Source organism: Streptomyces sp. NPDC057565 (genome assembly GCF_042801455.1).
Taxonomy (GTDB): Bacteria; Actinomycetota; Actinomycetes; order Streptomycetales; family Streptomycetaceae; genus Streptomyces; species Streptomyces yanii.
The window spans coordinates 1-6,697 of sequence record NZ_JBHVFU010000134.1; the positions used below are offsets into that span (position 1 = coordinate 1).

The 6,697-nt window shown below is 70.5% G+C and carries 3 protein-coding genes and 2 pseudogenes; 3 read left to right on the forward strand and 2 right to left on the reverse strand.

The window, feature by feature from the left end; translation table 11 throughout:
- Positions 1 to 225: pseudogene (locus ACFU8W_RS51795) on the forward strand (hypothetical protein); the annotation flags it as partial.
- A gap of 33 nt (positions 226 to 258) precedes the next feature.
- Here the strand turns inward: ACFU8W_RS51795 and ACFU8W_RS51800 are convergent.
- The gene (locus ACFU8W_RS51800) at positions 259 to 2,391 is read right to left on the reverse strand and encodes an SEC-C metal-binding domain-containing protein (RefSeq protein ID WP_384052790.1); all 2,133 of its coding nucleotides are present in this window, start codon (positions 2,389 to 2,391) and stop codon (positions 259 to 261) included.
- 320 nt (positions 2,392 to 2,711) lie between these two features.
- Between ACFU8W_RS51800 and ACFU8W_RS51805 the strand changes: the two genes are divergently transcribed.
- Positions 2,712 to 4,823: a 2OG-Fe(II) oxygenase gene (locus ACFU8W_RS51805; protein ID WP_384052791.1), complete on the forward strand. Its 2,112-nt coding sequence runs from the start codon at positions 2,712 to 2,714 to the stop codon at positions 4,821 to 4,823.
- A 151-nt stretch (positions 4,824 to 4,974) separates the two neighbouring features.
- A pseudogene (locus ACFU8W_RS51810) lies at positions 4,975 to 5,898 on the forward strand (ISAzo13 family transposase); the annotation flags it as partial.
- Between the two features lie 86 nt (positions 5,899 to 5,984).
- Here the strand turns inward: ACFU8W_RS51810 and ACFU8W_RS51815 are convergent.
- On the reverse strand, positions 5,985 to 6,697 hold a 713-nt coding region (locus tag ACFU8W_RS51815), incomplete at its 5' end, for a group II intron maturase-specific domain-containing protein (RefSeq protein WP_384052792.1).

The following is a 6,697-nucleotide window of genomic DNA, read 5'->3' on the forward strand; positions in this document are numbered from 1 at the left end:
ACCTCAACGTCCGCCGACGCGACCGCCTCGGCGGAGTGGTCCACGAGTACCGACATGCCGCCTGACCTGCACGGACGAGTTTTCGGCACCTTCAGCATCGCGAACACTCGGCCGCTACGCCCCTTGCCCACACCGATTGCCAATCCGGACGAGATAGCCCCCCTCGACATACGCCGACGCGAACGGCTCGGCGGCATCCTGAATGAGTACCAACATGCGGCGTGAGCAGCATGGATGGGGTTTCCGGCAAGCGCAGGGTCAGCGGCCCCGGGACAGACCCACGCGGCCGCGCAGCTCTTCACTACCGGGAAGGGCCTGGGCGTCCCGTCCCTCGCGTTCCGCGTGTGCCCGGCGCCACTCGCAGTCGTCGATCACGGCCTCGGCCCTGGCCCGTGGCAGGCCGCCCTGGGCGACAGCCTCCGCGAGGGTGAGGCCGTCCGCCCCGTTCCGATTGTTCAGCATGTTCTCCACAGCCAGCTCCCGCGAGACGGCACCCGCGAGCCGGGGGTCATCCTCCGGAACCGGCAGGAAGTAGCTCTCGAGCATCACCTGGCGCGGCCGGGGTACGGGCAGCTCGAGACCGAAGCGGCGCAGCCAGGCCCTGTGCTCGGTGTCCTTCGAGGTCCCCGGTGTGCGGCTCTGCGCCAGCATCTCCTCGGCGGTGGTGACCGAGCGCCCGGTCTCCCGCAGCCCGGGCAGGATGCCCGCCAGGACTTCGCCTGCCTGCTCCAGACGTGCGCGCGAGGAGACCGACAGCGTCACCTTCCCACGGCGTCCGACAGCAATGTCGGCCAGCGAGAGAAGCTGGTGCTCCTCACCCCTGCCGACCAGCGTCCAGGTGTCCTCGGACGTCTGCTGCAGCCAGCGGGCAGGCTGTTCCTCCACCCATCGCAGGTATTCACCGACCGAGGACAGGGCTCGTTCGAGCGGCTGTGCACTGTGCTCGTTCAACAGCCTGGCGGCGTCGTCGTACCGGGCGTAGCTGATCTCGTACCACTCCGGGATCCCACCGTCGCCGCTGATGATCTCCATGTCGTCCGATCCCCGCATCGCGTTCAACAACCGCTCCGGGAAGTGCGCACCGCCGCCACCAGGCGGGACCGGGCCCTCGGGGAAGAGCGCGGTGAAAGTCTCGCGCAGGTCACGTGAGGGCCCGGCGAGCGCGCCGAGCGCACGTAGCCGGGTTCCGTCGTTGAGCAGGCGGGCCACGACGATGTCGAGCCGCATCGCCGACAGCGAGAACAGCCGGTCGCGCTGTTCCACCTGCCGGGGTCCGCCCACCAGGCTGCGCAGCCACAGCCGCTCCCCGGCGCGGACCCGGGTCACCTCGTAGAGATCCAGGGGGGTGGTCAGCCACTCCCGGAGGAGTTCGCGCTCGTCGGCGCGGAGCAGATGCCCGCGGACGGCCAGGAACGCCGCGCCGGCCCCGCAGTCGAAGATCACCGCATCGGTGCACAGGCTGGCCGCGGTGGGGGCACCGACGGCACAGGCGAGCATGCGGTCCACGTGGTGCGCCCACGGGCCGCGCTGGGCGAAGGTGGCCAGGGCCGCGTACAGCGCGGGGGCCCGTTCGGACAGCGGGTGGTCCGCAGCAGCCCGGTCGGTGTTCGAGCAGCATGCCTTGTACTTGCGTCCGGAGCCACAGGGGCACGGCTGGTTGCGCGCCACTCGTCCCGCGGTGGTCGGCGCGGTCCGCAGTGACTCCAGCGACGGCAGGAGCGGCTCCGCGACGGCATCGGCAGCGATCGACTCGGCCAGCTCGTAGGCACGCGCCCAACGACCGGCGCACAGCTCGTACTCGGCCGCGTCCCGCACGGCGGGCAGCAGCGACGGCGCGAGCGTCAGGCACTGCTCGACGAGGGAACGGGCCCGGTCGCTGTCTCCCGCGCCCTCGGCCGCACGGGCGCGCAGCAGCAGCACAACGGCTCGCCACCTGGTGTCCTCAACGCCACCGTCCAGTACGTCGAGTGCGGCCGCCCAGGGGTGCGGTGCGCCGGCGTCCGTCTCATGTGCCAGGGCTTCAGCCTCCTGGGCGACATGGTCCAGGACATGGTCGGCGGTCAGCTGGTGCCGCCGCAGCTCGGCCACCAGGCGGTCAGGGGCGGCGGGTCCGCGCAGCAGCAGCACGCACGTCAGCACGTCGGCGACCTCATGCTCCGCGCGGTCGCCGCGCGGCCCGAACTCGCGCTTGAGCAGCAGTCTTACGGGAAGGCCGAGGTCAGTGCCGTACCGCACGGCATCATCGGTGCCCCCACGGTGGACGGCCGCCGCGATCTTGCGTACGGAAGCGAGGGGCGGACGAGGGGTGTGCTGTCGCGCGGAGTTGAACACCTGCCACAATTTACAGGCTGCCGCCCGGCGCCCGCCCACGACGTCGGCAATCCGTCTCATCGGCCCGAGTGGGGGAGGTACGTTCGTCCCTGATCGAATCGTGCGGGCCCCGGGACCGCACCCAGAACCGCATCTGTGCGCGGACGAGGAGCGGAACATGGCTGTGGCAAGGGAGCGGGTGGCCCGGCTGTTGGGCGGGGCGGGGGCCGGTGGCTCCTTCAGCGCCCGGCTCGACGCTCCCGCGGACGGGTTCCGGCTGGAGGTGGACGGCGCCGGACCGGTCGTCCTGCCGCTGCGCGCGCCCCGCACCCGCAAGCTGATCGACGTGGCGTCCCCGGCCGTGTTCGGCCGCGGGGAGGGAGACCCTGCGCGACAGCGGCGTGCGCGACACCTGGCAGATCCCGCCGGAGCTTCTCAACCTCGGTGGCCCCGCCTGGCCTCGGTTGCTGGAGGGCGCGCTGGATCACTTCCGCGGCGCTCTGGGCCTGGCCCCGGGCACCCGGCTGCGGGCCGAACCGCACGCGCTCCTCGTCTACGGCAAGGGCCAGTTCTTCCTTCCCCACCAGGACTCGGAGAAGGACGACGCGATGGTCGCCACCCTGGTCTTCTCCCTGCCCTCCGCACACACCGGCGGGGACCTGATCGTCGAGCACGCCGGGCAGCGTGTGGCATACAGCGCCTCGAAGACCGACCTGACCCTGGTCGCCTTCTACGCCGACTGCCGGCACGAGGTCACCCCGGTCCGGTCCGGCTACCGGGTCACTCTCACCTTCAACCTGCTGGCCGAGCCCGCGGCCCCCGCCACACCCGACGGGCCGGTCACCGAGCTGACCGACTGTCTGACGGAGCACTTCACCACCCCCGCCCGGCAGCGGTACTCTCCCCGGCCCCTGGACCCGCCCTACCGGCTGGTGTGCCTCCTCGACCACGAGTACAGCCAGAAGGGCCTGTCCTGGGACCTACTCAAGGGCACCGACGCCGAACGCGCCGCGCTGCTGCGCACGGCCGCCGGACAAGCCGACTGCGAGACGGTGCTCGCGCTGGCCGAGGTGAAGGAGACCCGGGAGGCGTACCGGGCCGGTGACACCCCCTGGGGCCGCTACGACGACTACGACGACTACATGGTGGCCGACGACGCCCCCGATGACGGCGACTACGAGATCGGCGACGTCGTCGACGACGAGATCACCCTGGGCTGGTGGACCGGTCCGGACGGCACCGGCGGCGAGAAGATCTCCCTCCGTGTCCGGGACCACGAGTGCTGCGCCGCCACCCCGCATGACGCGCTGACGCCCCACGAGTCCCACTACGAGGGCTACATGGGCAACTACGGCAACACCCTGGACCGGTGGTACCGGCGGGCCGCGGTGGTGGTCTGGCCACGGGACCGGGCGCTGATGGCACGCGGCGAGGCCGGGCCGGGCTGGGCACTGCGGGAGCTGACCTCCGGCATCGCACGGGGAGATGCCGAATGGGCGCGTACCGCGGCGGCCTCCCTCGCCCCGCTCTGGAAGCACACCGTGCTCGAACCCGACCTGCTCGGCACCGCCCTGAAGGCGACCGAAGGGCTCGACGCACCGGACACCGCCGCCGCGCTCCTGGAACCGTTCGGTTCGCAGGCACTCACCCCACAGGCGGTCGACGGGCTGGCCGCGGCGGCCCGCAGGTACGGGCGCCACTGGCTGAGCGGCGTCCTCGACGGCTGGTTCGCCGCGCGACGGCACTCCCTGGACCATGACTTCGCCTGGGCGGACGCACTGCCGGACGTATGCGCCGCGCTGCGAGACCAAGGGGCGGCGGCCACCGCGAGCACACTGGTCGAGGCGACCGCGCGGGCCGTGGACGACCGGCTGAGCAGTTGGCTCCCCACCACGTTCGCCCCGCCGTCCCGGAACGCCAGGGCCGCCCCCTCCGAGATCCGCCGCCGTGAGCTGGAGCACCTGGCCGGGCCGCTGGCGGCCGTCCTCGCCGCCGTCGACAACGCGGGGCGGGAGGCCGTCCGCACTGCCCTGCGCGGTTACCCGGACACCGTGCTGGAATGCCTGCTTCCCCTGCTGCGTAGGGCAGTCGAGGTCACACCGCAGGGCCGGGCCCGGCGTCCCGCACACCTGGACGCGATCGCGCAGGACTGCGCGTACCGGCTGCGCACGCTCCTGGACCGGCAACCACGCGAAAAGGACGACTGGTCGCTCGACTGGTCAGGGTGCGGCTGCGGCCTCTGCGCCGAGCTGGAAGCTTTCCTCCGCTCCCGGTCCACCGTGACCAAGGAGTGGCCACTGGCCAAGGACGGACGCCGGCACGTCCACTCCTCGATCGACGGAGCGGAGCTGCCGGTACGCCATGCGACCAGGCGGCAGGGGCGGCCGTACACACTGGTACTGACCAAGACCCGGGAGGTTTTCGAGCAGGAGAATCGTGCCCGCCGACAGGCCGAAGCCGATCTCTCCTGGCTGGCATCGGTATGGGACGGCGCCGGCAGCGGCGGCCAGTAGGCACCACATCGCACCTACCGGCATCAGTGCCACGCCACGGAAGTCCGCTCCCTCCCCCGACCCTGGGGTTTGCCGATCAATAACTCCTCGGTTTTCGTGGGCTGTTGGGTCGTAGGATGCGGGGGTGTCGGAGGGGACGAAGGCAGAGCTGGTGGATGCGTTCGGGCTGTTGCTGCCGCATCTCGATGAGCGCCAGCAGCGCCTGACGCTGGGCGCCGCGGCCCGCGTTCTGGGCCATGGCGGGATCCGTATGGTGGCCGGAGCGGCCGGGGTGGCGGAGTCCACGGTGTCGCGCGGGAAGCGGGAGCTGGAGCACGCGCAGGAGCCCGTTGGCCGGGTCCGGGCACCGGGCGCGGGTCGCAAGCCCTTGCGGGAGGCCGATCCGGGGCTGGTGCCCGCGTTGTTGGCGCTGGTCGAGCCGGACCAGCGCGGCGACCCGGAATCTCCGCTGCTGTGGACGGTGAAGTCCACCCGGAATCTGGCGGCCGAGCTGACGCGCCAGGGGCACCGGGTCGCTTCGGACACGGTGGCCACGCTGTTGAAGGCGGAGGGCTTCTCCCTGCAGGGCACCTCGAGGACCACCGAGGGGGCCCGGCATCCGGACCGGGACGCCCAGTTCCGCTACATCAACGACCAGGTCACGGCGTACCTCGCCGACGGACAGCCGGTCATTAGCGTGGATGCCAAGAAGAAGGAGACGCTGGGCAACTACGCGGTCATCGGACGCGAGTGGCATCGCGCCGGGCAGCCGGTGCAGGTCCGCGCGCACGACTTCCCCGAGAAGGGTGCCCAGAAAGCGGTGCCGTACGGGATCTACGACATCGGCGCCGATACCGGCTGGGTGTCGGTGGGCTGCGACGGGGACACCTCTGCCTTCGCGGTGGCCACTTTGCGCCGCTGGTGGAACGGGGAGGGGCGCCGCCGCTACCCGCACGCTTCTCGCCTGTTGGTCACCGCCGACGCCGGAGGCTCCAACGGCTACCGTGTGCGTGCCTGGAAGAAGGAACTCGCCGATTTCGCCTATGAGTCGGGCCTTGATGTGACTGTCTGTCACTTTCCACCGGGAACATCGAAGGTCGGGTAGCCGGAGGGATTCACACCCTCCGGCTCCCACAGATCCGTACGTGACGATCTCTCGTCATACGGCTCTTGTCGTCCTGATCACCAGGCCAAGGAGGGGGAACTGGTCCACCTCCACTGCGCGAACATTCCCGGGCGGCGCTTGGCTGCCCGCTGGAAGGCGGCGATGGCCTTCCTCATCGCGCGAAACCGCCTGTACTTGTTACGGAGCCAGCGCACCAGGTAGGCGTTGATGCGCATCAGAAGTGGATACAAGGCCGATCGGTAGAACCGGCCGTAGTACTGCATCCAGCCCGCGACGATCGGATTGATCCGCTGCGCGAGTTCTTCCACGGTGAGGTTGACTCGCCGGTGGAGCCGCCAGGAGCGGACCTCTTCGCCGAGTCGTTTGAGGGCGTCCCTGCTGACCGCGGGGCGGAACGACCATCTGATACGGCCGTTCTTGTCCCGCATTTGGCGCTGCTGGAACGTGAACCCCAGGAACGTGAACGACGTGTGCTCGTACGAGCCACGCCGCAATCCGTCCTGGCAGTACACAATCCGGGTCTTGGTCGGGTGCAGACGCAGCCCGACCTCGGCCATCCTGTCCGAGAGCGCGGTCAGTACCTGGCGGGCCTGGCGCTCGGTGACGCAGTGCACGACTGCATCGTCTGCATAGCGTTCGAAGGTGACGGCCGGGAACTCCCGGGCCATCCAGACGTCGAGTAGGGTCGGGGACTGGCGCGGTGGATAAATCTCCGTTTCCAGTCCCCGCCGCTTCAAACCGGACATGCGGTTCTCCCGCATCCGGCTTT